This window comes from Streptomyces sp. NPDC048417, assembly GCF_040651615.1.
Taxonomy (GTDB): Bacteria; Actinomycetota; Actinomycetes; order Streptomycetales; family Streptomycetaceae; genus Streptomyces.
Genome location: NZ_JBEZKI010000003.1, coordinates 352,235 through 378,510, shown reverse-complemented (window position 1 = coordinate 378,510; position 26,276 = coordinate 352,235). Strand labels below are relative to the sequence as shown.

The window sequence follows — 26,276 nt, the reverse complement described above, 5'->3', positions numbered from 1 at the left end:
CCAGGCAACTAGATCCAGTAACCGGTTAGTTGACTGACGAGTTGCATGACTGGAAGTTGTTTGCCGGGGACCCGCACGAGGTACGTACGGCATGTGACCAAGCGGACGAAAGACGGCGGCGCGTTCCGGCGGGTCTCGGAGGAGCTCCGGGTCCGGCTCTCCGACGGCGGCTATCCGCTGGACTCCTTCCTGCCGTCCCAGGAGACGCTCGCGCAGGAGTTCGGCGTCTCCCGCGACACCGTGCAGCGGGCCCTGCGCGAGCTGGGCAGCGAGGGGTGGATCGAGGGCGGCCGGGGCAAGCGCTCCAGGGTCGTCATGCGGCAGCACATACAGTCCTCGGCACCCCGCGCCAGCCGGTCCCGGCACCACCCGATGACGCTGGGGCCGCTGATCGGCGAGGCCTTCGAACGCGACGAGGTCACCCTGGACATCTCCACCCTGACCTCGGAGAGCCTGGACGCCCACATCCGTATCCAGGCCGAGCGGATCCGGGCGGGCGACATCTCGCCCCGGCGGATCCACCTGCGGATGCTGCTTCCGGCCGAGACCCAGAACATGCCGTACCCCCGGGCGAGGGACAACAAGGACGACCCGCGCCTGCCGGCGCGGCTGCGCGCCATCACCGAGGCCCACACCGCGTCCCTGCGTACGGTCCTCGACCAGCTGCACACCGAGAACCTGGTGCCGGACGTGCGGCTGGAGGTCCGCCGCACCGAGCTCACCCCGACCTTCAAGCTGTACGTCATCAACCACGACGAGGTGCTGCACGGCTTCTACGAGCCGATCCTGCGCACGGTGATCCTGGCCGACGGGACGGAAGTGGAGGCCGTGGACGTCCTGGGCTTCGGCGCCACCCTCACCCACCACGTCGGCGACTCGGACCCCAAGTCACCCGGTTCGGTCTTCGTCGCCAACACGACCAGGTGGTTCAACTCGGTGTGGGACCTGCTCACGGTCTGACCCGGTCGCCGTGCGCTAGCATGCGGCCAATCGTCTGAGCAACAGCTCGGGTTCACGCGTACCAGTGCGTGTGTCAGGCACGGCGAAAGAACCGGCCTCGGCCGACCAGGGACCGGCAGACGAGTGCCCACCACCACCCGACGGGGTCACTCGGCCAGGCTTCCAGTCGTGTCGCGCGTTGTCCGGCATTACCGTTTCCCTGCCCCATTCCTCGCGATCTCGCGCGCACGACCCCGGAGCGGCCAGTGGGTGTACCGCCTGTCCCCCCTGACGTCGTGAACGGAGGAGACAACGGCAGACCGCTGCCCGTCGACGAGTACGACGCGTTTCTGCGGGACGCCGCGACCCGGGGGCTCGCGAGCAGCGGCTTCCACAACCAGAACTACGTCCTGCCGCTGACGGAGCCGATGGCCCGGCACCTGGGCCGCGAGCCCGGCACCGCCGTGACCGTCAGGGTCCGCAGGCCGGACGCGCTGCCGGTGGTCATCAGGACCTGGCAGAACGAGGCCGCGATCCTGCGGGCGATCCAGGGCGTGCTGCCCAACGTGCCCGCGTGCCTTTTCGAGGGGAATCGCTTCACCATCCACAGCTATGTGGAGGGGGTTCCGCTCTCCGCCGTCTGCCCGAACGACAAGCCGGTCGATCACCTGCTGCTGAAGGACCTGGCGGAGCTGTTCGCCCAGATGACCCAGGTCCGCGGTAGCGCGCTGCCGCCGCTGCCGTCGATCTGGCCCCGGAACCACGTGGACAGCCAGGGATTCCTGCGGACCCTGGCCCGGATGGCCGACCTCCAGATCCGCGAGGCCAACTGGCCCGCGTTCGGGGGGCTGTTCGCGGCCCTGGGCATTCCCGAGGACGCCCTGCTCCGGTTCGCCGACCGGGTGCCCTGGATGGCCCGGCGTCCCTACGGCCTGCTCCACGCCGACCTGCACCGCGACAACCTGATCATGTCGTACGACGGCCCCGCGCCCCTCATCTGCGTCGACTGGGAGCTGGCGAGCTACGGCGACCCGCTGCACGACCTCGCCACCCACCTGGTCCGGATGCGGTACCCGGAGCACCAGTGGGACGAGGCCGTCGACGCGTGGGCGGCGGCCATGCAGGCGGTGCGGCCCGCCGCCGTGCACGGGACGGGCAAGGACCTGCGGCACTACGTGGACTTCGAGCGGGCGCAGTCCGTCTACCCCGACGTGATGCGGGCCGCCCAGTCCCTGGAGGAGTCCCTCGACCAGGAGAGCCTGGACCGGGCGACGGCGGCCGTCCGCCGCGCGCTGACGGCGGGCGCCGAACCGCTGCGGCTGCGCACGGTGCCCGGCGACCGGGAGATCGAGAGGATCCTCGCCCGCTGGGCGACGTCCCCGGCCGTCGACGGCACCCGGCGCGGCCGGATCACCGGTGTCATCGAATGGAAGCCGGACCGGCGGGTCCCGGAGCACCCCGACTTTCCCTACCACGCGGTGTCCTCGGCCCTGCTGCTCGAAGGAGCGGCGACGGCCCGCCAGGTGTTCAAGGGCACCGCGCACCTCAACTCGGTGATCCGGGTGCCGGGCATCGAACGTCCCGTGGTGGTCCGCCGCAAGGTGCCCCACGTGCTGCGCCGTGAGCGCAGCTACCTCAGCGAGCACGCGGTGCTGCGGGCGATCGAGCGTTCCCGCGCGCGGGTGGCCGCACCCCGGGTCCTGGCCCTCGGGGAGAGCCACTCGCACTACCTCTTCGCGCACTCCCGGGACCGCTTCGCCATCCACACCTACGAGGGCCCGGCCGACATCGACCGCAGACCCGACCACCCCGTGCACGGCCTTCGCCCGCACGAGGCCGACCGGCTCGTCGACCAGCTGGCCGAGCTCACCCAGGTCGACTACACCGAGGTCGACCCGGTCGCGAGCCAGCCGTACTTCTACGAGTGGCTCAGCGACCAGCTCTTCGCCCTCGTCGCCGGCCTCCCCAAGGAGTCCCAGCAGCTGGCCCGCTTCCTCGGCCTGCCCGACGCCGCCCGGCTGCGCGAGATCCTCGCCCGGCACCGGCTCAGCTCCCGCGCCCCCGCCCTGCTGCACGGCGACCTCAACCCCTGGAACCTGGTGCGCCGCGACGACCCGCTCGCGCTGACCATCATCGACTGGGAGATGGCCCTGGTCGGCGACCCGCTCTACGACCTGGTCCGGCACATGCATCTGACCCCGACCCGGCCGGAGATCCGCGACCGGATGTTCCGCCGCTGGGAGCGCCTGTTGCCCGACAGGTTCACCGTGGACTGGCAGCGGGACTGGCGGGTGTACCGGTGGACCGAGATCGTCCGGTCGGCCTACGTCGACCTGGACCGCCTGGTCACCGGGGCGGGTCTGGACGCGCCGAACGTGCGCCGCGCGGTGGACACGTACACCATGACCCTGGCCGCGGCCACCGCCTCCCTGGGACTCACGGTCCCCTACCGGGCCAACCCCTACCTCACCCGCGCCCTCGCCTGACGCCCGCTGCGTAGGCTCGGTCCCATGGGTGAGACGGGCTTGCGCGCGCGCAAGAAGCGGCGGATGTACGAGGACGTGTCGGACATCGCCGTACGGCTGTTCCTGGCGAAGGGGTTCGACGCGGTGCCGGTCGCGGAGGTGGCCGCCGCGGCCGGTATCTCCAAGCCGACGCTGTTCCGGTACTTCCCGGTCAAGGAGGACCTGGTGCTGCACCGGATCGCCGACCACGAGACGGAGGCCGCGCGGCTGGTCGCCGGGGCGGACTCGCCCGTCGGCGTACTGCGGCAGCGCTTCCTCGACGGCCTCCGGCGCAACGACCCGATCACCGGGCTCAACGACCACCCGCAGGTCCTCGCCTTCCACACCCTCCTCAACAGCACGGCCACCCTGGTCGCCCGCCAGCACACCTATCTGGAGCGGTCCGAGGCCGCGCTCGCCGAGGCCCTCGGCGGCACCCTGGACGCCCGGCTGGCCGCCGGCCAGATCATCGCCGTACAGCGGATCCTCGCGCAGGACAACTGGCGGCGGATCGTGGCAGGGGAGCGGGTGGAGGAGGTGCGGGAGGACGCGGTGCGGGCGGCGGAGCGGGCCTTCGAGCGGCTGGAGCGGGCTCTGCCGGAGCTCGGGGATCCGGGTTAAAAATTTAACCGGGTTACGTTTTCTCGTCTACGCTGTTCCCATGCAGCAGGAACTCGACCGCGAACGTGCCCACCACGACACCTGCCGGGCCGCCCTCGCCCGCATGGTCGAAGGCGCCGCCGAGCATGTCGTCACCGGCGAGGACGTCTCCGCCTCCGGCGCCGACGCCGAGGTCCTCGGCTACCGGCTGCGCAGCCGGGCCAAGGAGATGCGCGAGCTGCCCCAGGGCCCGCTGTTCTTCGGCAAGCTGGACTTCGAGTCCGGCGAGCACGCCGGGCAGAGCTACCGCATCGGCCGGCTGCGGATCAGCGAGGAGCCGACCGCCCCGCCCCTGGTCGTCGACTGGCGGGCGCCCGTCTCCCGCGCCTTCTACCAGGCCGGACCCGACGAACCGCAGGGCGTCGCGGTACGGCGCCGGTTCGGCTGGGCGCCGGGCAGCCGCGGCGACTCCGCCGACCTCACCGGATGGGAGGACGAGCGGCTGACCACGGGCGAGTCCGGCCCCGGCACGCTCCTCGCCCAGGAGATCGAACGGCCCCGCGTCGGCCCCATGCGGGACATCGCCGCCACCATCCAGCCCGACCAGGACGACCTGGTCCGCGCCGACCTCACCGCCTCCGTCTGCGTCCAGGGCGCCCCGGGCACCGGCAAGACCGCCGTCGGCCTGCACCGCGCCGCCTACCTCCTCTACACCCACCCCCAGCGCATCCGCCGCTCGGGCCTGCTGATCCTCGGCCCCAACCGCACCTTCCTCTCCTACATCTCCGAGGTCCTGCCGGCCCTGGGCGAGACCGGCGTACGCCAGACCACCCTCCCCGACGAGATCGCCCGCCACCCGGCCACCGGCACCGACTCCGCCCGGGCCGCCGCGCTCAAGCACGACCCCCGGATGGCCGAGGTCCTGCGCCGCGCCCTGTACGCCCAGGTGTCCGCCGAGGCCGTCCACCCGCTCTCCCTCTCCGACGGCACCTACACCTGGCGGGTGTCCGCCGCCGCGCTGACGGAGATCGTCGCGGCGGTACGGCGCGAGGAGCCGCCGTACGCCGTCGGGCGCGAGCGGGTGCGGGGGCGGGCGATGCGGGCCGTACAGCTCCAGGCCGAACGGCGGGCGGGGCCGCAGCCGGCCGCCTGGACCCGCCGCCTCGAACGGTCGCGGGCGATGAGCGCCTGCCTCGACACCGTCTGGCCGAAGGTGCGCCCGGAAGAGGTGCTGGCCGCACTCCTCACGGACGCCGAGGTGCTGGCGCGGGCGGCCGAGGGGCTCCTCGACCCCTCCGAGCAGCAGGCCCTGCGCTGGCCCCGGCCGCCGCGCTCCCACAAGTCCGCCCGCTGGTCACCCGCCGACCTGGTCCTCCTCGACGAGATCGCCGGACTGGTCGAACACCCCGAGGGCTACGGCCATATCGTCGTCGACGAGGCCCAGGACCTCTCTCCCATGGAGTGCCGGGCGATCGCCCGCCGGGCCGTCTTCGGCTCGCTCACCGTCCTCGGCGACCTGGCCCAGGCCACCACGCCCTGGTCGGCGCGGAGCTGGGACACCGTACTGCGCCACCTGGGCAAGCCGGACGCGGCGGTCGTCCCGCTCACCACCGGGTTCCGCGTTCCCGCCGCGGTCGTGGACCTGACGAACCGGCTGCTCGAGCACCTGGACACGGACGTGCCCCCGGCCCGGTCCTACCGCGCGGACGGAGAGCTGACCCTCCGGCCGACACGGGACGTGCCGGCCGCCACGGTACGCGAGGCCCTGACCCGCGAGGGGTCGGTGGGCGTGGTGGCGGCGGACGCGCAGGTGGCGGACGTACGCGCCGCGCTCACCGCCGCGGGCATCGACCCGGCGGAGGCGGACCGGCTCGGCGCCAGAGTGGCCCTGGTCCCGGCGAGCCTGGTCAAGGGGCTGGAGTACGACCACGTCGTCGCGGTGGAACCGGCGGCGGTGGCGGAGGGCGAGGAACGCGGGCTGCACCGGCTGTACGTGGTGCTGACCCGGGCGGTGTCGAGGCTGGACGTGGTGCACGCGAGGCCGCTGCCGTTCTGAGGGATCCTGTCCCCGATGCTTCTCTTCCTGGACATCGACGGTCCCCTCATCCCCTTCGGCGCCCCGGAGGCCCACGCCTACCCGGTCTACGAGACCGCGCACGCGCCCTCCACCCCGTCCAACCCCCTGCTCACCCGCATCGACCCGGCACTGGGCCCGCGCCTCGCCGCGCTCGGCTGCCAGCTCGTCTGGGCCACCACCTGGATGGACGACGCCAACACCACCGTCGCCCCCTGGCTGGGCCTGCCCCCGCTGCCCGTCGTGCAGTGGCCGGACGAGGACGAGCCGCCCGCCCTGCTGCACTGGAAGACGCGGCCGCTGGTGGAGTGGGCGGGGGAGCGGCCGTTCATCTGGGTCGACGACGAGATCACCGAGGCCGACCGCGCCTGGGTCGCCATCCACCACCACGAGCCGGCCCTGCTCCACCGGGTCGCCCACGAGTTCGGCTTGACGGACACGGACTTCGTGGCCATGGAAACCTGGCTGAGGGACCTTGCCTGACGGCCTGCGGGTGGCGGCCTGCGGCCTGCGGCCTGCGGGTGGCGGATGCGGGTGGCGGTTGCCGGCTGGCGGGTGCCTGGTGCCGGGTGCCGGTTTGGAAGGCGACGGTTGAAGGGTGGCGGTTGCCGGTTGCCGGTTGCCGGTTGACGGTGCCGGTTGACGGTTGGCGACCTGCGGCTGGGGCCCACGGCTGACGACCCTATCCATCCCGCTGGACTTCGCCGGGCTTCGCCGAACCGTCGGCCCGCATGGACCGCGTCGTCGCGGAGGGCGTGTCGAGAACCGGGTCACCGACACGGGTACCGGCCCCCGTGCGGGGGGAGGATCCTGTCCGTGCCCGATCTCCCTGCCGCCGCCGCCTCCGTCCAGGCCGTCGCCCTCCTGCGCGATCTCGGTGCCGCCGAGATCACCCACCCCGGGGGGACTCTCCTCGCGCACCTCCAACGCGTCGAGGAGCAACTCGCCGTATGGGGTGCCCGGCCCGCCCTCCGGCTCGCGGGCCTCTGCCACGCGTTCTACGGCACCGACGGCTTCCCCACCGCACTGTTGCCCGTGAGCCGCCGTGCCGAACTCGTCGCGGTGATCGGCGCGGAGGCCGAAGCCCTGGTGTACCTGTACGGCTCGTGCGACCGGAAGGCCACGTATCCGGCACTCGCGCAGGCCGACGCCGCCGTCCACGACCGGTTCACCGGCCGCGCCCGCGTCCCCGGCCTCCGGCCGTGCCGGGACTTCGCCGAACTGACGGCCGCCAACGAACTCGACCTCGCCGGCCTGGACCCGGCCTTCCGCGAGAAGTGGGGCGCCGGCCTGCTCGCCCTGTTCACCCGCTTCCGCCCACTGCTGAGCCAACCGGCCTGGGAGTCCTGCCGGAGCGTGCTCGGGGGGACATGAGCGACGAGATGACCGCCTTCGTCCTGCGCGACTGGGCACCGGACACGCGACCCTGACCGGACGTCCGGTCCCCCCCCGGCCCGCTGCTGTCCTGTTCTGCGCAACCGTAGGCAGCCGCCCCTAGGCTGTTCCTCGCGCAAGTCCACTGGTCGGCCCGGAGGCGCCATGTCCCTGCAGATGAAGCTGGTTGCGATCACGCTCGACTGCCCCGACCCGCCGGCTCTGGCGGCCTTCTATCAGCAGGCCACCGGTCTGGAACCGCACCCCAAGTCGGACGCCGACTTCGCGGGCCTCAACGGTGAGCACGGCCTCCTCATCGGTTTTCAGCGGGTCGACGACTACCGGGCGCCGCGCTGGCCCGAGCAGACCGTTCCCCAGCAACTGCACCTCTGCTTCGACGTCGTGGATCTGGACGAGACCGAGACCCGGCTGCTGGAGCTGGGCGCGGGCAAGCCGGAACACCAGCCACACGAGGCCGCCCGGGCGCGGGTTCTCACCGATCCGGCCGGCCACCCCTTCTGTATCTGCCGAGGCTGACCGGGCAGGACACGGTTGGTCCTCGGACCACTCGGGGACCACACGCCATGCACGCGGACAGGGCCCGGAGGTCGGTGGCGACGTCGTGTGATCCGTGCCGCGCGGGTGGCGGTTCCGGGCCTGTTCACTCGCGGCGCTGTGCTTCCTCCCGCGTCGGCTGGGAGGGGACTCTCGTCGTGAGCGGTGCGACAGGGCGGGCGGTGCTGCGCGGTGCTCCTTCGAAGCGGCTCGCAAACGGGTACTTCCGGTCCAGGAAGGTGTGGATCGCGGCCTGGGCGGCCGGCCTGGTCTCCGGGGGCGTGTCCACGTCGTTGAGGCAGAAGAAGTCGATGTCCTCGCCGGCCGTGAGGCGGGCCAGGCGGCGGCGCATGTCCGGTGTGCCCAGCTGGACGTAGCGGAAGCGGTAGTCGGCGGGGACGGCCCGGCCGGTTGCCATCGCCCAGTGGTGGTGGAGCGTGGACGCGGGGGCCACGTCGGAGGTGGAGCGGAAGCGCGAGTAGGCGGTCCGTTCGAGTTCCTCGATTCCGAGGCTCTCCATCTCCCGCATGACCGAGAGCAGTTGGGGATGCGGGGTGTGCAGCGACTTGTGCGTGATGTGTCTGCCGTGGAAGCGCCTGATCACCTCGCGGGCGTTCTTGCCGGCGGAGTTCGGGGCCGGTTCGAGCGGGTGCGGGGCGCCGACTCCGAGTTTCAGGGGGGACAGCGGGATACGGGCGATGCCGTTGCCGTGGAAGAAGTGCTCGGGTCGTACCGGGCGGTTGATGAAGACGTCGTCGTTGAAGTAGAGGTAGTGCTCCGACAGGCCGGGGATGCGGTGCAGGCCGCTTTCTATGGCGTGGGAGTTGAAGACGGGGAGCGCGTCGGCCGGGAGGATGTCCCGGTGGTCGATCACCGTCAGGCCCTCCGCGTCCGCGTCCAGCCAGGCGGGGATCTGGGAGTCGGTCACGAGATAGACGCGCCGGACGAACCCGGCGTACATCTCCAGTGAGCGCAGTGCGTACTTCAGTTCGTCATGGCTGGTGTAGCGGGAGGCGCCGGTCTCGCGCGGAGCGATGGCGTTGTCGGAGAGTTCCTGATGGGCGCGGCGCTTCGCGGCCATCGCCGGGTCGTCCCCGTCGACCCAGGTGTACACGGCGTCGACGGGGAACAGCACCTCGTCGATGCCCGGCTCGGCGAACGGCGCGAACGTCGGGACGGTGCGGTGGCGCCCCGCGACCGTGGCCGGTTGCCGCGCGGTCACCGGGAGCACTTCCGTCACGGGGTTGCGGCGCGGGGCGACGAGCGCCGGGCCGAAGACGTCCGGCAGCCGGCTGCCGGGCACGGTGAGCCAGGCGGGATCGGTGCCCGCGGCCGTACCCGGGGCGATGCCCGCAGCCGTGTCCGAGCCGGCGCCGAGGTCCCGGCCGTGCCGCCAGAACTCGATGTCGCACCCCGTTTCGAGGCCGCTGAGCACCTGCCCTCCCGGGCCGAGGCGCACCACACCGGTGCGGAGCACCGCGGCCCGCCGCAGGGCCCGCGGCAGCCTGCCGTCGGCCCACAGCACCGCGGCCGTCACGGCGCCGTCCGGTCCGACGGCACCCACGTACCCGGCGGTGCCCGCGAAGCGCTGGGCGGCCCGGGCGAGGACCGCGCCGCGGTACGACTCCTCGACGCCCACGACCTGCCGCGGCGCGCCGTGCCCGTGGTCGGCGGGAACCAGGAAGTACGGGACGCGCAGCCCTTCCAGGAGGGTGCAGACGCGTTCGAGATCGGCTTCGACGGCGTCCGAGGCGGTGTACGCGGCGACCGTACGGCCGTACAGCCGCGTCGGTCCGAGGGTGATCCCGCGCGTTCCGGGGACGGCGGCCCGCAGGCGTCGTCGGGCCCGGGTAGCGCGCAGTGCCCAGAGCCTGGCGGTCACCCAGGTCCACAGGCGTACCAGAAGGCTCCCGGCGGCGCGCAGGCCCGCGGGCGCCGTGAAGCGGTGACGGATGTCCATGCCCCCCGGCCCCCGTCAGTCCTGCTTCTCGAAGGGGCTCGCGAAGGGGAAGTAGTCCTCCAGGAACTCGTTCATCCGGGCGCCGACCCGCTCCCGCTCCTCGGGCGGCACGTCGACGTCGTTGAGGCAGAAGAAGTCGAAGCGGCGGTTGCGGCGCAGATCGGCCAGGCGGGCCTCCGCGTCCGGGCGGCTGATGTTGACGTACCGGAAGCCGAACCGGCCCGGCACGCCGTGGCCGGTCATCAGCGCGTACTGGTAGAGCAGCGGGGCGGTCAGGGCGATGTCCTGCGGCGAACGGAAGCGGGACGCCGTGGTGCGGCGGATGTCCTCCGGGAAGAGCTCCTCCAGGTCCCGCAGTGTCTCCCGCTGCTGCGGCAGCGGGGTGTGCATGAAGTTGTTCGTGGTCATCCGCCCGAACCGCTCCAGCAGCAGCCGGCGGACGTTCTTGCTCGCGGAGTTGGTGGCCGTCTCCTCGGCGTGCGGCTTGCCGACGCCTATCTTGAGCGGGGACACCGGGATCTTCATCAGACCGCTGCCGTGGAAGAAGTGCTCCGCGGTGACCCGGCGGCCGACGAACACGTCGTCGTTGAAGTAGAGGTAGTGCTCCGACAGGCCGGGGATGTGATGCAGCCGGGTCTCGATCGCGTGCGAGTTGAACACGGGCAGGACGTCCGCCGGGAAGATGTCGCGGTGGTCGACGACCGTGATCCCCGGGGCGGTGTCGTCGAGCCAGTGCGGCTTCTGGCCGTCGGTCACGATGTAGATGTGGCGGACGAAGTCGGCGTACATGGCGAGCGAGCGCAGTGAGTACTTCAGCTCGTCGTGGCTGGTGTAGCGGGAGGCGTTGGTCTCCTTGTCCAGGATCTCGGCGGTGCCGCGCTCCTGGTACCGGGCGCGCTTGGCCCGCATCTCCGGCTCCTCGCCGTCCACCCAGGTGTATACGACGTCGACGGGGAAGGTCACGTCGTTCACGGTCGGCCGGGTGAGCGCGGCGAAGCTCGGCAGTTCCCGGTCGCCGATCCGCACGAGGGCCGGCTTCTGCTCGGACGCCGGCAGTACGTCGGTGATCCCGTTGTTCCGCGGTGCGACGAGGGACTCCGCGAAGACGTCCTCGGACGCCTGCGGCTGGACCGCGGCCAGGCGCCGGGGGCCCTTGTCGGAGGCGAGGAGTTCTGCCCCGTCCTCCCAGAACTCGACGTCGCAGGCGAGCTCCGGGCCGGCGAGCAGCTGGCCCGCGGGGCCCAGGTGGTTCTCCCCGATGCGCAGGACCGGGGCCGTACGCAGCGGGGCCGGCAGGACGCCGTCCATGAACAGGGCGGGGTGCTTGAGCTTTCCGCCGGGCAGCGGTCTGCCGATGAACACCGCCTTCCCCGCGTTCCGCGCCTCGAGGGCGGTGAGGAAACGCTCCCGGTCGAGGGCGTTCACGCCGATGGTGTGGCGGGTGCGCGAGGCCGGCACCAGGAAGTAGGGGATGCCTTCCTGCTCCAGCGCGGCGAGCACCAGGCCGAGGTTGGCGGCGGCCGCCTCGGCGGCGGTGAACCGGGTCACGACCCGTCCGTAGAGCTGCTGGCCGCGCACCGCCACCGGGCGGAGCACCGGGTCCGTGACCGCTGCCCTGCGGCGGCGGCGCAGGGTACGCAGCTGCCACACCTTCTCGGCGGCCTTCCGCTCGACTCGCGGTCGCACCCGCCGGGCAAAGGAACGCACGGTCACGTTCTGAGCTCCTCTACATCAACCTCTACACACCCTTGCGTTAACCAGACGGACATCTAAGGCGGATGGTTGTAGAAATTTTCTCGGAGAATTGAGAAAAAACTGATCTTGTACACAACCGACTCATGCGTCCGTGTGCTAAGAGGAGCCGCCGGCTCCACCGTCACCGGTGGTGAGAGGCGGCGAAGCCGAGAGTGGGGGAGCGTGCCGCCGCAAGAAGACGGAGGCGCGGACGGCACCGCCCTCACCGCACAGCCCGACCGGGACGCGATCACTGCCCCGGACGGACCCGGCGGGGGCCCCGCACGAGCGCGGGGTCGGACGCGCGGGGGGCCTGTCTCCCCTCGCGCCCGGCGACGCCCGACGTCTGCGTCGGTCAGGCCGTATCGGAGCGGGTCGAGGTGATCACGACGGATGTGTAGGGCATGGTGGCGTGGCCGCCGAGCATGTCGATCGCAGTCCCCGCGCTGTTGCGACCATCCCCATCGTGAAACCCGGCGTCCTCTTCAGTGCCGGAGAGTGCCAGGCCGCGCCAGTGCGGGGCGCATGCCCGGAGACGGCTGAGACGTCAGCCCACCTGCCCGGAGATCTCCGAGACGGCCCGGACATCACAGAGGCAGGACACCGGACATCACAGAGGCAGGACTGGGGACACGACTCGGCCGTCCGGATGCGGCGCGACACACTTTTGCAAGCGGGTGCTTGCAATTGTTAGCGAGGGTGAGGCAGGGTGGGGGTATGGCATCGCTCAACGTCGGCAATCTCGGTGAGTATCTGCGCGAACAGCGGCGCAACGCGCAACTGTCGCTCAGGCAGCTCGCCGACGCCGCCGGGGTGTCCAATCCGTACCTGAGCCAGATCGAGCGCGGGCTGCGCAAGCCGAGCGCGGAGGTGCTCCAGCAGGTCGCGAAGGCCCTGCGGATCTCCGCCGAGACGCTGTACGTCCGCGCCGGCATCCTCGACGCCGAGCGGGATCTGAACGAGGTGGAGACCCGTGCGGTCATCCTCGCCGACCCCACCCTCGACGAGCGGCAGAAGCAGGTGCTGCTGCAGATCTACCAGTCGTTCCGGAAAGAGAACGGCTTCGGGTCGGGCGAGGAGAGCGCGCGTGCCGCCGGCAGCGAGGCCGACGGTGTGCGGGGCGACGGCAGCGAAGCCGGCAGTGACATCGGCGGTGACGCCGACAGCGACACCGGCAGCGATGCCGGCAGCGACACCGATCCGCGGCGGACGGCCGGATGAGCCGGCCAAGCGCGCCAGCCGCCGCGCCGCGGACCACAAAACCCTCAGCCGAACCCGAATCCGGGAGGACCATCACCATGGCCATCACCGACGACCTGCGCAAGACCCTCAGCGACCCGACTCCGTTCTACTTCGCCGCCGGCACCGCCGACCTCGCCCTCCAGCAGGCCAAGAAGGTCCCCGGCCTGGTCGAGCAGCTGCGCGCCGAGGCCCCGGCCCGCATCGACGCCGTCCGCAAGGCCGACCCGAAGGCTGTGCAGGAGAAGGCCGCCAGCCGCGCCAAGGAGGCCGGAGCCAAGGCCAAGGAGGCGCAGGCCAGCCTCCAGGCCAGGGTCAACGACTTCATCGTCTCCCTCGACGGTGACCTCAAGAAGCTCGGCGAGTCCGCCCAGGACTTCGCGCTGCGCCAGGTCGGCGTGGCCGCCGAGTACGCCGTCAAGGCCCGCGAGACCTACGAGAAGGTCGCCGAGCACGGCGAGCAGGCCGTGAAGACCTGGCGCGGCGAGGCCGCCGACGAGATCGAGGACCTGGCCATCGCCGTCGAGGGCAAGCCCGAGCCGGTCGTGGTCAAGGCCGACGAGAAGAAGCCGGAGCAGCCGAAGGCCGCCGAGGCCAAGCCGGCCGCGGTGAAGAAGGCTCCGGCCGCCAACGCCAACGCCAAGAAGGCCCCGGCGCCCCGCAAGGCCACCCCGGCCAAGAAGACCACCCCGCCGGCCAAGTAACCGGCAGGGCGACGGGACGCACGGGCCGGGCACTCCTCGGGTGTCCGGCCCGTTATCGGGGTAGCGGGATCGGCCCAGCGGGTACGGTGGCCGCGTGGGAACAAGCCGAAACGGGTGGTGGACGTTGTGCTGATGCAGGGCTTCTCAAGTTTTCTGGGGCTGCTCTACCTCGCCATGCTGGTCCTCGCCGTGGTGGCGCTGGTCATGGCCGCGCTCTTCCGGGACGACGCGTACCGGGCCGCGGACAAGCAGAACAAGGGCTTCTGGCTGATCATCCTCGGCATCGCGGTCGCGGTGAACCTCCTGGTGCCCATGCTCTTCCTCCAGCTGGCGGGCCTGGTCGCCACGATCGTCTTCTTCGTCGACGTCCGCCCGGCCCTCAGGCAGGTCTCCGGCGGCGGCTTCGGCCGCCGAGGCGGCGGCAGCAGCAGCGACGGCCCGTACGGCCCGTACAACGGCGGCCGGTGATCCCGCGGGGCGTGCCTCAGCGGGCGCGCCCCGCATGGGTGCGGGGCTGTAGCGACATGCGGCTCAGCCGCGTGGGCGCGACCAGCCCGAAGCGACCGTCCTCCGAGGGTCTACGACCGTCCTCCGAGGGTCTACGACCGTCCTCCGAGGGTCTACGACCGTCCTCCGAGGGTCTACGGCCGCCCTCCGAGGGTCTACGGCCCCCTCCGACGGCCTACGGCCGCCCCTCCCACGGCGAGCAGCCGGTCAAGCCGGCCGGTCCAGCAGCACCAGGGCGACGTCATCCGTCAGCTCGCCCCCGTTCATCTCCCGCACCTCGTTGACCGCCGCGCGCAGCAACGCCTCGCCGCTGAGCCCCTCGCCCAGCTGCCGGCGCACCATCTCGACCATGCCCTCCTGACCGAGCCGCTCACCGCTCGAGCCCACGCGGCCCTCGATCAGCCCGTCGGTGTAGAGCATCAGGCTCCACTCGGCGCCCAGCTCCACCTGCATCCGCGGCCACCGAGCCCCGCGCAGCAGTCCCAGCGCGGGCCCGTTGTTGTCGTACGGCAGCAGCTCCGCCGGCCGTCCGGGCCGGGCGACCAGCGGGGCCGGGTGACCGGCCAGGCACAGCCCGGCCCGGCGCCCGTCCGGCGCTATGTCGACCGTGCAGAGCGTCGCGAAGATCTCCTCGTCGGAGCGCTCGTGCTCCAGCACCTCCTGGAGCGTGCCCAGCAGCTCGTCGCCGCACAGCCCCGCCAGGGTCAGCGCACGCCAGGCGATCCGCAGCTCCACACCGAGCGCGGCCTCGTCCGGGCCGTGCCCGCAGACGTCACCGATCATCGCGTGCACGGTCCCGTCGGGCGTGCGCACGGTGTCGTAGAAGTCACCGCCGAGCAGCGCGCGCGAGCGGCCGGGGCGGTAGCGGGCGGCGAAACGCAGCGAGGAGCCGTCCAGGAGCGGCGTGGGCAGCAGGCCCCGCTCGAGGCGGCGGTTCTCCTGCGCCCGTACCCGCCCCTCCGCGAGCTTGCGCTCGACCGTGAGGGAACGCTTGCGCTCGACGGCGTACCGGATGGCACGGCTCAGCAGCCGGCCGTCCAGCTCGTCCCGGAAGAGGTAGTCCTGCGCGCCGACGCGCACGGCCTCGGCACCGCGCTCGGCGTCACCGGAGGCGGTGAGCGCGAGCACGGCGTGCCGGGGCGCGAGCCTGAGCACGTGCTTGAGCACGGCGAGCTCGTCGGCGTCGTCGTCGACGCGGCCCGGCGCCGGCAGTGCCAGGTCCAGCAGGATGCAGTGGACGTCGTCGGTCAGCAGCCGCTCGGCCTCGGTGAGGTTGCGGGCGGTACGGACGCGGATCGAGTTGCCGGACGCGTCCCGCAACTCGGGCAGCACCGGCGAACCGGCCGGATCGTCCTCGATCAGCAGCAGGGTGAGAGTGGTGCCGCCGCTGTTCGGGGCGACGGCTTCCGTGCGGTTGGCCTCTTCCTTGAGGGGGCCGCCGTCCTGTGCGGGTATGGCGACCGGCGCCTGACCACTCTCCACGGCCGGGATCGCTCTCTGCCGCGGTACGGGTACGGGCATCGTGTTGGGTTCCTTCCCTCCCCCCGAGGGCATGGCGGGGCGAGGGACCTCGACCCACCCGACGGGGACCATAGCGGTACTGGCCGCCGCAACGGAATGGTGTGAGCCGCGTCGCTCTGTCTCAAGCCTTTGGCATATGCCGCGTGGCGTAACGCAGTTGGACAAGAAGGCCATCCGGCGGGGATGACGAAGGTCACGTGGTGCCCGGGTTTCAAAGGGTGTTGGCGTGCACTGGGTCACATGGCGCAGCTCACGAAAGGTACATCACACTCAAAGCGCCTGGCGGTGCTCAGGCGTCCGGCCGTACCACCCCGAGGATCGGCATCGCCCCGGCGCCGCCGATCGACACCGTCCGCCCCGGGCGCGGGGCTTGGATGATCGCGCCGTCGCCGACGTACATCGCGACATGGCTGGCGTCGTCGAAGTAGATGATCAGGTCGCCGGGGCGCATGTCCTTGACGTCGACGTGCTTGAGCTGCTTCCACTGCTCCTGCGAGGTGCGCGGGATCGGCTGCCCGGCGCTCGCCCAGGCCTGCGAGGTCAGTCCGGAGCAGTCGTACGAGTCCGGGCCCTCCGCGCCCCATACATACGGCTTGCCGACCTGGGCGGTGGCGAACGCGACCGCCTTTTGGCCCGCCGCGGACGCCTTGCTGTGGATCTCGTCGAGTATCCCGGTGTCCAGCCAGGCGGTCTGCGCCTTGTAGGCGGCCTCCCGCTCCAGCTCGGCGAGCCGCGCCTTCTGCTTCTTCTCCAGCGTCGACTGGAGCTTCTCCGCGGCGGCGATCCGCTGCGTGATCTTCTTCTTCGCGGCGGCCTTCGCCTTGCGCCCCGCCTCCAGCCTGGTCCACTGGTCGGCCGCGTCCGCCGCGTACTGCTTCAAGTCCTGCTGCGTCTGGGTCAGTTCCCTGATCAGGCCCTTGGTGGCCCGCTCGCCCTGGAGCACCCGCCCGGCCCCGTCCAGGAACTGCGAGGGGTTGTCGCTCAGCAGCAGCTTGGCGCTGTCGGGCAGCCCGCCGGTGCGGTACTGGGCGGCCGCCGCCCGGCCCGCCCGCGCCTTCAGCCCGTCGAGCTTCTGCTGCCCCTTGACGATCTTCTTGGCCAGGTCGACGATCTCCGCGGACTGCTTCTCGGCGGCCTCTTCGGCGGCGTTGTACGCGTCGGTGGCGACGGCCGCGTCATGGTAGAGATCGTCCAGTTTCTCCCGTACGGCCTCAAGGTCCTTGTCGGGCGGGAGAGTCACGGAGGCGCTCGGGGAGCTGCTGGGGGAAGGGGTGGGGCTCGGTGCCGCGAACGCCGTGCCGGGTGCCGCCAGTACGGTCACCGCGCAGACCACGGTCACGGCCGCTGCCAGGATTCCGCGACGCCCACCCGCCCGGAGGTCGTGCTTGTCCGGTCCCATGACCGACCCCCCAAAAAAACTGATTAACCGTCAGTAACTTCCAGCACGTGGAGGATCGTGCCATGTCACGCCGCAAACCGACAGAGGTAGTGCCAGGTGGGTTCCTCCCCGGTTTCCCCCCCGAGCATGATGATCTCCCCGCCTGTGTGACGAACACCTCACCGAGATCGTTCCCGGCGCCCGCCGGCGTCAGGTCGACGGCGCCAACGCCCCCCATGCCACCGTCACTTCCCCCTGCCTCCAGCGCACCACCGAGTCCGTCACCGGCCAGTCCCCGGTCAGATCCCGCACCGCCCGGATCCACCGCTGCCGGGCGCCGTACGACGCATAGGGCGCGGCCGCCGCCCAGGCGCGGTCGAAGTCCCGCAGGAACGCGTGCACCGGCTCGCCCGGCACATTGCGGTGGATCAGCGCCTTCGGGAGCCGCTCGGCGAGGTCCGACGGCCGTTCCAGGGAGCCGAGCCGGGTCGCGAAGGTCACCGTCCGGGGCCCCTCGGGCCCGAGCGCGACCCACACATGGCGCCGCCCGATCTCGTCACAGGTCCCCTCGACCAGCAGCCCGCCCGGCGCGAGCCGCGCACACAGCCGCGCCCAGACGGCGGCGACCTCGCTCTCGTCGTACTGCCGCAGCACATTGGCGGCGCGAACGAGCAACGGCCGCCCGGGGACCGGGATCTCGAACCCGCCGTGCCGGAAGACCAGCCCGTCCCGCTCGTACGGCTTCGCGGCGGCGACCCGGTCCGGCTCGATCTCGATCCCGACGACCCGCGCGCGCGGGTCGACGCCACGCAGCCGCCCGAGCAACTCGACGGCGGTCCAGGGGGCGGCGCCGTACCCGAGGTCCACGGCCACGGGGTCGACGGCGCGACGCAACGCGGCCCCGTGCGTCGCGGCGATCCACCGGTCCATACGGCGCAGCCGGTTGGGGTTCGTGGTCCCGCGCGTCACCGTTCCCACGATGGGGGTCCCCCCGCTCGAGCGAAGCCGAGAGCGGGGGAGGGATGCGGCGCGGGCTGTCATGCCTACGAGAGTAAAGCGCCCCGTAAGGGGCCCGGGGCTGTGTTCATGCGCGGCTGCCGCCGCGTGGGCGCGACAGGCCCCCGCTCGCCCGCACTCGAACGCGCGGGCTCGCCACCTCGACGCCTCCCGCCCTCGAACGGTTGAGCGACCCAAGGTAATACTCCGGCAAAAGCCCCACCCCGTGGAATGGGAACCCACCGCTCCGCGTTGCAGCTTCTCGGAGGGTCCCCACACCCTCCGACAGGCATGCCCGCAACTAGGAGGACCGCCACGTGAGCCAGTACGTCAGCAGGCTCGGGCGTCGCTCTCCGGCGGCCCCCTCACGGCTTCGGCTGCACCGCAGGCCCCGCCGCGTCGCCATGCTCTCCGTGCACACCTCACCGCTCCACCAGCCCGGCACCGGCGACGCCGGCGGCATGAACGTCTACATCGTCGAGCTCGCGCAGCGCCTCGCCGCGATCAACATCGAGGTCGAGATCTTCACCCGGGCCACCTCCGGCGGCCTGCCGCCGTGCGTCGAGCTCGCCCCCGGCGTCCTCGTCCGGCACGTCGACGCCGGCCCCTACGAGGGCCTCGCCAAGGAGGACCTCCCGGCCCAGCTGTGCGCCTTCACGCACGGCGTGATGCAGGCCTGGGCCGGTCACCGCCCCGGCTACTACGACCTCGTCCACTCGCACTACTGGCTCTCCGGCCACGTCGGCTGGCTCGCCGCCCAGCGCTGGGGCGTCCCCCTGGTGCACGCGATGCACACCATGGCCAAGGTCAAGAACGCCAGCCTGGCCGACGGCGACACCCCCGAGCCCGCCGCCCGCGTGATCGGCGAGACCCAGATCGTCTCCGCGGCCGACCGCCTCATCGCCAACACCTCGGAAGAGGCCGACGAACTCGTACGCCACTACTGCGCCGACCCCGCCAAGGTCGCCGTCGTCCACCCCGGCGTGAACCTGGAACGCTTCCGCCCCGCCGACGGCCGCGCCGCCGCCCGCGCCCGCCTGGACCTTCCGCAGGATGCGCTGATCCCGCTCTTCGCGGGCCGCATCCAGCCCCTGAAGGCGCCCGACGTGCTGCTCCGGGCGGTGGCCGTCCTCCTCGACGAGCGGCCCGAGCTGCGCTCCCGGATCGTCGTACCGATCGTCGGCGGCCCCAGCGGCAGCGGCCTCGCCAAGCCGGAGGGGCTGCAGAAGCTGGCCGCGCGGCTCGGCGTCGCGGACGTCGTCCGCTTTCGGCCGCCGGTCGGCCAGGAGCAGCTGGCGGACTGGTTCCGGGCGGCCTCCGTGCTGGTCATGCCGTCCTACAGCGAGTCCTTCGGCCTGGTGGCGATAGAGGCGCAGGCGGCGGGCACCCCCGTCCTCGCCGCCTCGGTCGGCGGTCTGCCCGTGGCCGTACGGGACGGCGAGACCGGTTTCCTGGTGCGCGGTCACGATCCCGCCGACTACGCGCGCGTGCTGTGCCGTTTCGCCGACGACCCGTCCCTGGCGGACCGTTTCGGCAACGCCGCCGCCCGGCACGCCCAGTCGTTCGGCTGGGACACCGCGGCCGCCGCCACCGCCGACGTCTACATGGCCGCGACCCAGTCCCACCGCCGTCGCGTACGCTCGGCCCATGGGTGATGTGGACAAGGCCGCACAGGTCATCGAGGGGGTCCTGAAGGACGCCGAACTGGAGTGGGAGAGCCCCGGGCCCGGCAACTACGTCGTACAGCTCCCCGGTACCCGCAAGCTGAAGACGACCGTCTCCCTCCTGGTCGGCCGGCACTCCCTCTCCCTGAACGCCTTCGTCATCCGGCACCCCGACGAGAACGAACCGGCCGTCCACCGCTGGCTCCTGGAGCGCAACCTCAAGCTGTACAGCGTGAGTTACGCCGTCGACCGCCTCGGCGACATCTACGTCACCGCCAGGCTCCCGCTCGCCTCCGCCACCCCCGCCGAGATCGACCGCCTGCTCGGCCAGGTCCTGGAGGCGGCGGACGGCGCCTTCAACACCCTCCTGGAACTGGGCTTCGCCGCCGCGATCCGCAAGGAGTACGCGTGGCGGGTGTCCCGGGGCGAGTCGACGCGGAATCTGGACGCGTTCACGCACCTGATCGAACGCCCCGCTGACTGACTTCAGGTCCAGACCTGATTGACCCCTGCACGACTCTTTCGAGGTGACGGGGCGTCGTGGCATGCTCACGGCCGACGCACATATGAACGTCGTTCACAACCATGAATAGCCGCGCATGAACAGCGGCCATGAAGAGCCGCCATGGGAAGGACGTACGGAATGAGCACCGCCGGAATGAACAGCGCGCACCACGGCATGACAAGACGGAGCCTCCTCGCCGGCGCCACGGCGGTCGCCGCGACCGCCGTCGCGGGCACCCCCGCCCGGGCGGCGGAAGCCGTCGTCTCCGCATCGGGTGGCGAAGTCCCGTCTCTCTGGCGGGAGTTCACCCGCACCCCCTTCACTCACCCGCAGATCCCGTACGTCGGCCGGGCCGGAGCGGCGCGGATCCGCCGCCTTCCCGTGGTGGCCGACGTCCGCGCGTACGGCGCGGTGGCCGACGGCGTCACCGACTGCGCCCCCGCGATCAACCGTGCCATCGCCGCTGCCGCCAGGGCCGGCGGTGGCACGGTCACCATCCCGCCCGGCACCTTCCGCATCGACGGCCTGGTCCACCTCGCCTACGACCACGTGGTGCTGCGCGGCGCCGGCAGCGGCCGTACGACGCTGCACGCGACGAAGAACCTGACCGAGCTGATCGGCCCGTACGGCTCCCGCTACGGCGGCACGAAGTCGGCGTGGTCCTGGGCGGGCGGTCTGATCTGGCTGGCCCCCAAGGCCCGTTGGGACTCCCTGACCGCCGCGATCGAGGCGCAGGACTGGCCGTTCGAGGGCTGGACCGGCAACAAGCGGGACGAGTGGGAGCAGTTGACCCCGCTCGCCCCCGCCCGCCGGGGCGAGTGGACGGTCACCGTCACCGACCCGTCCCGGCTGCGCCCCGGCCGCCTGGTCCTGCTCCGCGTCTCCGACGACTCCGCCCACACCCTCCTCCAGCACATGTCGGGCGACGGCCCGGGCCCGGCCGCGTACTACTGGGAGGACAAGACCAAGCTGCTCTCCTACGTCCCCTACGAATGGCCCGTCCGCGTCACCGCCGTACGGGGACACCGGGTGACGCTGGAGCGCCCGCTCCCGGTCGACCTGCGCCCCGAATGGAACCCCCAACTCACCACCCACGTCAGCGAGCTGACCGGATCCGGGGTCGAGGGGCTCACCCTGGACGTGGTCGAGACCCCGCAGTCCCCGCACCTCCTCGACAAGGGCTACAACGGGGTCGTCCTGCAGTGCGCGTACGACTGCTGGGTGGACGACGTCACGGTCCGCAACGTCGACAACGGCTTCGGCCTGGTCGCCGCCTCCGCCTGCACCCTGCGCCGCACCCGGGTCGGCGGCCGGGGCGAGCACCACCCCTACTTCTGCCGCGAGGGCTCGCACGACAACCTGATCGAGGACTTCACGGTCGAGCAGCGCACGGTCCCGGCCCCCTCCGACACCCAGCTCCACGGCATCAACGTCGAGGGGCTGTCGTCGCACAACGTGTGGTCGCGCGGCGAGATGCAGATGGGCACCTTCGACTCCCACCGCGGCCTGCCCTTCGCCAACGTCCGCACCGACATCACGGTGAACAACAACGGCCGGCACGGCGGCGACGCCAACGCGGGGCCGCTGTTCGGAGCCCGCTTCACCCACTGGAACGTGCGCGTGACCAACGGCCGCGCGGGCCTGATGCGGCTGGACGGCCTCGCCCCCTGGTCCGCGACGGTCGGCCTGAACGAGGTGACGGAGTCCGACCAGATCGACGTACCGGACTTCACCGGTGACCTGCACTCCCGCCTCGAGCTGTACGGGACCTGGGACGAGGTGCGGCCGAGGAACCTGTACGAGGCTCAGCGCGCGCTGGACCGGTAGCGCCCCGGGGGCACCCCCACCAGCTTCCTGAAGTGCCGGGTGAGATGGGCCTGATCGTAGAAGCCGGTGGCGGTGGCCGTCTCGCCGGGCGGGACGCCGTCGAGCAGCAGTCGTCGGGCGCGGCCGACCCGGCGGGACATCAGGTACTGGTGCGGGGCGATGCCGTACGCGCCGCTGAACGCCCGTACCAGGTGGGCCGGGTGGGCGTGCAGCAGCCGTGCGGCCTCGTCCAGGGCGAGCCCCTCGCCGACCCGCTCGTCGAGGAGCTCGCGGAGGGCGCCGGCGAGGGCCGGATCGGAGGGCCTCGGTGCTGCCGTGAGCCGGGGGCGGAGCAGGTCGCGCAGCCGCTCGCCGATGAGGGTGAGCCGGCTCTCGGCCTCCAGTTCGTCGCCGGGGCGGGCGAGCGAGGCGTGCAGCCGGCCGACGCGGCGCCGCAGCAGCGGGTCGCGCAGGTCGGGTCCGTCGACGGCCGCGCCGATGAGCTCGTCCCCGAGGAGGGTGCCGTCCAGGTAGACCACGCGCTTGCGGAAGCCGTCCGCCGTGGCCGGGGAGCCGTTGTGCGGGACATGCGGCGGCAGCAGGGAGACGGTGTCGCCCGGGGTGCCGTGCTCATGCCGTTCGAGGTCGTACCGTACGGCGCCGTCGTCCACGATGAGCAGCGTCCAGGCGTCATGGACGTGCATCGGATACGCGTACTCGGTGAAGTGCGCGTGGAAGACCTCGGTGACGCCCGGGACACGGGGCCGCCAGGCGGTGACTTCCTCCGCGAGGTGCTGCCGGGCGTCCATGCAAAGAACGTACAAGACGAGGCCGTACGACGATCGGCAGTCTCATTGCATGAGCACTGAACCCATCGCGCCCACCCCGTCCGACGCCCGCTCCGACGTCCGCTCCGACGTCCGCTCCGAGGTCCGCTCCGAGGTCCGCTTCGACACGAAGATCGCCGTGCTGCTGCGGGACGACCTGGAGCCCTGGCAGCGCCTCAATGTCACCGCGTTCCTGGTCAGCGGCCTGGGCGCGACGGTCCCCGAGGTGGTCGGAGAGCCGTACGAGGACGCCGACGGGGTGGCGTACCTGCCGATGTTCCGGCAGCCGGTGCTGGTCTTCGAGGGCACGAAGGAGACGATGAAGGCGGCACACGAGCGGGCGCTGAGCCGGGCGCTGCCCCGGGCCGTGTTCACCGCGGACCTGTTCACCACCGGCAACGACCGCGACAACCGCGCGGCCGTCCGGGCCGTGCCGACGGCGGAGCTGGACCTGGTGGGTCTCGCGGTGTACGGGCCGCGGAACGGGGTGGACAAGGTACTGAAGGGGGCGCGGATGCATCCGTGAGGGTGGATGTATCCATGGAGGCCGGATGTATTCGTGAGGCCGGATGTATCCGTGAACCGGCGGACTGGGCCGGTGGCCGGACCGGGGGACCGGTGGACCGGCGGACTGGGCCGGTCGGAGGAATCACATGGCGTGACCGGGTGATCTGATCATCACACTCGCCCTATCTCCTGGCGAACGACGCATCTGACTGTCATGCGACTCATCAGATTCAGCAGCATGGCAGCGGTGGCGGCGGCGGTCGTCACGAGCGTGACGGGCGTGACGGCCGGAGCGGCGACCGCCGTGGGCCAGGATGACGGGACGCAGGTTCCCTGTAGCACGACGGCACTGACCACTGCCATCGTCGCGGCGTCACCGGGCGCGACGCTCTCCCTCTCCCGAGACTGCACCTACCATCTGACCTCTGTCTTTGACAGCAGCGGTGAGGGTCTGCCACCCATCACCCAGAGCCTCACGATCCGGGGCAACGGTGCGACGATCGTCCGCGACGGACTCGGGACCGCCTCGTTCCGGATCTTCCGTGTCACCTCCGGCGGCAACCTCCGTCTGGAGGACCTCACCGTCCGCGGCGGGCGCACCAGCGGCAACGGCGGGGGCATTCTGGTCGACTCCGGCGGCAGACTCACGCTGGTCGGCGTTGACGTGATCGACAACACTTCCTTGAACAACAGCGGTGGTGGTGTGGCGGTGTCGACGGGCGCCACGGCGGTCGTACGGCGTGGCTGGCTCGCGTTCAACAACGCCATCAGCGGTGCCGGGCTGTACAACAGGGGCACGCTGAGCGTGGATGACTCCGAGTTCAGCCGCAATCACGCCCGGACCGTCGGCGGAGCTCTCTTCCTGGACGCCGGCAACGCCTTCGTGCACGCGAGCGTCGTCAGGCGCAACACGTCGGCCACCAGCGGCGGCGGCCTCACCAACAGCGGCACCGCATCGCTGGAGGTCAGTGAAAGCAAGATCACGAACAACACGACCACCGGTGACGAGGGCGGCGGAATCCAGAACCTGTCGAAGCTGAGGGTGGAGAAGACCGAGGTCAGCGGCAACGTCGTCGGAGGCACGGCGGGCGTCGGCGGTGGTGTCTACAACGCCACCGGCAGCGGCGTGCTCGTCCTGAAGGGCAGCGAGATCCTCCGCAACAGCGCGAACGGCCCCGGCAACTCCCAGGCCGGCGGCATCTACAACGACGCCGGATCGGTCACCCTCGACCACACCAACGTCCGCAACAACGCCTCCACGATGGCCCCCGGAGGCGTCTTCACGACCAACCCGTTCACGGTCATCGCCTCGAGCATCACCCGCAACATCCCGACGAACTGCGCGGGAAGCCCCACCGTGGTGACGGGCTGCACGAACTGAGGCGGCCGGGTCAGGCCTTGTGGGTCGGGCCTTGTGGGTCGGGCTCTGTGGGTCGGGTCTTGAGGGGTCGGGTCTCGTCGGTCAGGGCGAGGACAGGGCGCGCGCCGGTCAGGCGCGCGCCTCGACCTCGACTGCGTCCTTGGCCTCTGGGACCTCGACCTCGACCTCGACCGCGTCCTTGGCTTCTGGGACCTCTGGGACCTCTGCCTCGACCTCGACCGCGTCCTTCGCGACCGGGGCGCGCTCTTCCGGCCCGCGCTCTTCCGGCAGCCGCCGCATGAGAAGGCCGTACCCGAACGCCGCCGCCGTCCCCACGACCGCGCACACCCCCCACAGCCACCGCGCCCCGAACCGGTCGATGACGACACCGGACATCAGCGGCGCGATGAGCGCGGCGGCGGACCAGGACAGCGAGTACATGCCCTGATAGCGCCCCCGCCCGTGCACCGGCGAGAGCCGCACCACCAGCCCCGTCTGGGTCGGCGCGTTGACGATCTCGGCGAGCGTCCACACGCACACGGTGAGCGCGAAGACGCCGACGGACCCGGCGAAGGCGGTGAGCCCGAACCCGTACCCCGCGAGGAGGGAGGAGACGATGAGCAGCGACCGCGGGTCACGGTGTTCGATGACCCGCGTGACGGGAATCTGGAGTACGACGATCAGCACGCCGTTCACCGCGATGGCCATGCCGTAGTCGGCGGGCGAGAACCCGGCCTCGCCCATCGCCACCGGCAGTCCGACGGACCCCTGCTGGAAGATCAGGGCGACGAGGAAGGACAGACCGACGACGGCCATGTACCGCCCGTCACGCACCACGGTCCCGAGACTGACCGCGTCGTCCTTGGCGTTGCCCTCCTTGGCGGTGCGCTCAGGTCGCGACTCGGGCAGCTTGGCGAAGACGAGGACGGCGCAGACGGCGGTCATCCCGGCCTCGATCAGGAACCCGGCGCGGTAGCTGACCTGGGCGATGAACCCGGCCCCCATGGACGACACGGCGAACCCGAGGTTGATCGCCCAGTAGTTCAGCGAGAACGCCCGCACCCGGTCCTCTGGCCGCACGATGTCGGCCATCATCGCCTGCACGGCCGGCCGGGAGGCGTTGGAGGCCATGCCGACGAGGAAGGCGACGCCGGCGATGGCGACGGGATCCTGCACGAACCCGAGCAGCGCGACGGCCCCCGCGGTGGAGCCCTGGGCGAGGAGCAGGGTCGGCCGCCGCCCCAGCCGGTCGGCCATCACCCCGCCGGCGAGGGCGGAGACCACCCCGCCCAGTCCGTGCAGGGAGGCGACGAGCCCGGCGTAGGAGGCGCTGTACCCCCGGTCCAGCGTCAGATAGAGGGCCATGAACGTGGCGACGAAGGCGCCCAGCCGGTTGACGAGGGTGCTGGTCCACAGCCACCAGAACTCACGGGGCAGACCGGCGACGGTCTCCCGGACAGTGCGCCGCAGGGCGACGGACGGCATGGCTCCCCCAGGACAAGGTGTAAGTGACGCAAGGAAT

Annotated in this window: 22 protein-coding genes and 1 pseudogene; 15 read left to right on the top strand and 8 right to left on the bottom strand. The window is 71.6% G+C overall.

The genetic code is table 11. The features are described 5' to 3' along the window. Nucleotides 1–93 precede the first annotated feature (93 nt). The 7 genes from AB0D59_RS06620 to AB0D59_RS06590 all read left to right on the top strand — a co-directional run bounded on the left by AB0D59_RS06620 (nucleotide 94) and on the right by AB0D59_RS06590 (nucleotide 8,028). The gene (locus tag AB0D59_RS06620) at nucleotides 94–960 is read left to right on the top strand and encodes a winged helix-turn-helix domain-containing protein (RefSeq protein ID WP_362561548.1); all 867 of its coding nucleotides are present in this window, start codon (nucleotides 94–96) and stop codon (nucleotides 958–960) included. 407 nt (nucleotides 961–1,367) lie between these two features. Further along, on the top strand, nucleotides 1,368–3,425 hold the full coding sequence (locus tag AB0D59_RS06615; protein WP_362561750.1) for an aminoglycoside phosphotransferase family protein: 2,058 nt from the start codon (nucleotides 1,368–1,370) through the stop codon (nucleotides 3,423–3,425). 24 nt (nucleotides 3,426–3,449) lie between these two features. After that, nucleotides 3,450–4,064: a TetR family transcriptional regulator gene (locus tag AB0D59_RS06610; protein WP_362561545.1), complete on the top strand. Its 615-nt coding sequence runs from the start codon at nucleotides 3,450–3,452 to the stop codon at nucleotides 4,062–4,064. A 40-nt stretch (nucleotides 4,065–4,104) separates the two neighbouring features. After that, nucleotides 4,105–6,099 (top strand): AAA family ATPase, encoded by a 1,995-nt coding sequence (locus AB0D59_RS06605; protein ID WP_362561543.1) that lies wholly within the window; start codon nucleotides 4,105–4,107, stop codon nucleotides 6,097–6,099. 15 nt (nucleotides 6,100–6,114) lie between these two features. Next, nucleotides 6,115–6,600: an HAD domain-containing protein gene (locus tag AB0D59_RS06600; protein ID WP_362561540.1), complete on the top strand. Its 486-nt coding sequence runs from the start codon at nucleotides 6,115–6,117 to the stop codon at nucleotides 6,598–6,600. 327 nt (nucleotides 6,601–6,927) lie between these two features. Beyond that, the gene (locus tag AB0D59_RS06595; protein WP_362561748.1) at nucleotides 6,928–7,491 is read left to right on the top strand and encodes a DUF6817 domain-containing protein; all 564 of its coding nucleotides are present in this window, start codon (nucleotides 6,928–6,930) and stop codon (nucleotides 7,489–7,491) included. 165 nt (nucleotides 7,492–7,656) lie between these two features. Further along, on the top strand, nucleotides 7,657–8,028 hold the full coding sequence (locus AB0D59_RS06590) for a VOC family protein (RefSeq protein ID WP_362561537.1): 372 nt from the start codon (nucleotides 7,657–7,659) through the stop codon (nucleotides 8,026–8,028). A gap of 124 nt (nucleotides 8,029–8,152) precedes the next feature. On the opposite strand, the gene AB0D59_RS06585 is transcribed toward AB0D59_RS06590, so the two are convergent. The 3 genes and pseudogenes from AB0D59_RS06585 to AB0D59_RS06575 all read right to left on the bottom strand — a co-directional run. Next, nucleotides 8,153–10,006, bottom strand: a complete 1,854-nt coding sequence (locus AB0D59_RS06585; protein WP_362561534.1) for a stealth family protein — start codon at nucleotides 10,004–10,006, stop codon at nucleotides 8,153–8,155. A gap of 15 nt (nucleotides 10,007–10,021) precedes the next feature. Beyond that, nucleotides 10,022–11,719 (bottom strand): stealth family protein, encoded by a 1,698-nt coding sequence (locus tag AB0D59_RS06580; protein ID WP_362561533.1) that lies wholly within the window; start codon nucleotides 11,717–11,719, stop codon nucleotides 10,022–10,024. A 376-nt stretch (nucleotides 11,720–12,095) separates the two neighbouring features. Further along, nucleotides 12,096–12,188 (bottom strand): annotated as a pseudogene (locus AB0D59_RS06575) (SAM-dependent methyltransferase); the annotation flags it as partial. A 269-nt stretch (nucleotides 12,189–12,457) separates the two neighbouring features. Here AB0D59_RS06575 and AB0D59_RS06570 point away from each other — a divergent pair. The 3 genes from AB0D59_RS06570 to AB0D59_RS06560 all read left to right on the top strand — a co-directional run bounded on the left by AB0D59_RS06570 (nucleotide 12,458) and on the right by AB0D59_RS06560 (nucleotide 14,151). Then, nucleotides 12,458–12,961 carry a helix-turn-helix domain-containing protein gene (locus AB0D59_RS06570; RefSeq protein WP_362561531.1) on the top strand — a complete coding sequence of 168 codons (504 nt, stop codon included), beginning with the start codon at nucleotides 12,458–12,460 and terminating at the stop codon, nucleotides 12,959–12,961. A gap of 77 nt (nucleotides 12,962–13,038) precedes the next feature. Next, a complete protein-coding gene (locus AB0D59_RS06565; protein ID WP_362561528.1) occupies nucleotides 13,039–13,683 on the top strand; it encodes a hypothetical protein in 645 nt (214 codons plus the stop codon). A 126-nt stretch (nucleotides 13,684–13,809) separates the two neighbouring features. Continuing rightward, on the top strand, nucleotides 13,810–14,151 hold the full coding sequence (locus tag AB0D59_RS06560; RefSeq protein ID WP_362561746.1) for a DUF2516 family protein: 342 nt from the start codon (nucleotides 13,810–13,812) through the stop codon (nucleotides 14,149–14,151). Nucleotides 14,152–14,397: 246 nt separating this feature from the next. On the opposite strand, the gene AB0D59_RS06555 is transcribed toward AB0D59_RS06560, so the two are convergent. From AB0D59_RS06555 to AB0D59_RS06545, 3 genes are all read right to left on the bottom strand, one after another. Beyond that, nucleotides 14,398–15,711, bottom strand: coding sequence for a SpoIIE family protein phosphatase (locus AB0D59_RS06555; protein ID WP_362561526.1), 1,314 nt, complete (start codon nucleotides 15,709–15,711; stop codon nucleotides 14,398–14,400). 289 nt (nucleotides 15,712–16,000) lie between these two features. Further along, nucleotides 16,001–17,110 carry a C40 family peptidase gene (locus tag AB0D59_RS06550; RefSeq protein ID WP_362561523.1) on the bottom strand — a complete coding sequence of 370 codons (1,110 nt, stop codon included), beginning with the start codon at nucleotides 17,108–17,110 and terminating at the stop codon, nucleotides 16,001–16,003. Nucleotides 17,111–17,299: 189 nt separating this feature from the next. Next, nucleotides 17,300–18,019: a class I SAM-dependent methyltransferase gene (locus AB0D59_RS06545; protein WP_362561744.1), complete on the bottom strand. Its 720-nt coding sequence runs from the start codon at nucleotides 18,017–18,019 to the stop codon at nucleotides 17,300–17,302. A 383-nt stretch (nucleotides 18,020–18,402) separates the two neighbouring features. On the opposite strand from AB0D59_RS06545, the gene mshA reads away from it, so the two are divergent. The 3 genes from mshA (at nucleotide 18,403) to AB0D59_RS06530 (ending at nucleotide 22,081) form a co-directional block, all read left to right on the top strand. Then, a complete protein-coding gene (gene mshA / locus AB0D59_RS06540) occupies nucleotides 18,403–19,740 on the top strand; it encodes a D-inositol-3-phosphate glycosyltransferase (protein WP_362561520.1) in 1,338 nt (445 codons plus the stop codon). Next, on the top strand, nucleotides 19,733–20,233 hold the full coding sequence (locus AB0D59_RS06535; RefSeq protein WP_362561518.1) for a YbjN domain-containing protein: 501 nt from the start codon (nucleotides 19,733–19,735) through the stop codon (nucleotides 20,231–20,233). Before mshA ends, AB0D59_RS06535 begins: the two co-directional genes overlap by 8 nt. Before the next feature lie 174 nt (nucleotides 20,234–20,407). After that, a complete protein-coding gene (locus AB0D59_RS06530) occupies nucleotides 20,408–22,081 on the top strand; it encodes a glycosyl hydrolase family 28-related protein (RefSeq protein ID WP_362561743.1) in 1,674 nt (557 codons plus the stop codon). Here the strand turns inward: AB0D59_RS06530 and AB0D59_RS06525 are convergent. After that, nucleotides 22,060–22,869: an AraC family transcriptional regulator gene (locus AB0D59_RS06525; protein ID WP_362561516.1), complete on the bottom strand. Its 810-nt coding sequence runs from the start codon at nucleotides 22,867–22,869 to the stop codon at nucleotides 22,060–22,062. The two genes, AB0D59_RS06530 and AB0D59_RS06525, sit on opposite strands and share 22 nt — an antisense overlap. On the opposite strand from AB0D59_RS06525, the gene AB0D59_RS06520 reads away from it, so the two are divergent. Both AB0D59_RS06520 and AB0D59_RS06515 read left to right on the top strand, forming a co-directional pair. After that, complete coding sequence (locus AB0D59_RS06520; RefSeq protein WP_362561514.1) at nucleotides 22,868–23,413, top strand: DUF2000 domain-containing protein; 546 nt, start codon at nucleotides 22,868–22,870, stop codon at nucleotides 23,411–23,413. The two genes, AB0D59_RS06525 and AB0D59_RS06520, sit on opposite strands and share 2 nt — an antisense overlap. A 219-nt stretch (nucleotides 23,414–23,632) precedes the next feature. Beyond that, entirely contained in the window at nucleotides 23,633–24,775 is a 1,143-nt protein-coding gene (locus AB0D59_RS06515; protein WP_362561511.1) for a hypothetical protein, read from the top strand. Nucleotides 24,776–24,883: 108 nt separating this feature from the next. On the opposite strand, the gene AB0D59_RS06510 is transcribed toward AB0D59_RS06515, so the two are convergent. After that, the gene (locus tag AB0D59_RS06510) at nucleotides 24,884–26,239 is read right to left on the bottom strand and encodes an MFS transporter (RefSeq protein WP_362561509.1); all 1,356 of its coding nucleotides are present in this window, start codon (nucleotides 26,237–26,239) and stop codon (nucleotides 24,884–24,886) included. Between the last annotated feature and the right edge of the window lie 37 nt (nucleotides 26,240–26,276).